This window comes from Burkholderia sp. BCC0397, assembly GCF_902832865.1.
GTDB lineage: Bacteria > Pseudomonadota > Gammaproteobacteria > Burkholderiales > Burkholderiaceae > Burkholderia.
This window is the reverse complement of sequence record NZ_CADFDL010000045.1, coordinates 1-335: the sequence shown is the minus strand read 5'-3', so window position 1 is coordinate 335 and position 335 is coordinate 1. Positions and strand designations below refer to the sequence as shown.

Sequence of the window (335 nt, the reverse complement as noted above, 5' to 3'; positions counted from 1 at the left end):
GCCACGCGCGTGCTGTCGCAACTGAAGCGCGTGATCCGCACGAACTACTCGAACCCGCCGACCCACGGCGGCGCGGTGGTCGCCGCGGTGCTCGCGTCGCCGGAACTGCACGCTTCGTGGGTGCAGGAACTCGGCGAAATGCGCGACCGCATCCGCGCGATGCGCAACGGTCTCGTCGAGCGCCTGAAGGCAAGCGGCGTCGATCGCGATTTCAGCTTCATCAACGCGCAGCGCGGGATGTTCTCGTATTCGGGCCTGACCTCGGCACAAGTCGATCGCCTGCGCGACGAGTTCGGCATCTATGCGGTCGGCACGGGCCGGATCTGCGTCGCCGC

The 335-nt window shown here is 67.8% G+C and carries 1 protein-coding gene; it reads left to right on the top strand.

The features are described from left to right. Positions 1-335: aminotransferase class I/II-fold pyridoxal phosphate-dependent enzyme (locus HWX03_RS36705; protein WP_175874684.1), on the top strand; the 335-nt coding region annotated here is incomplete at both ends.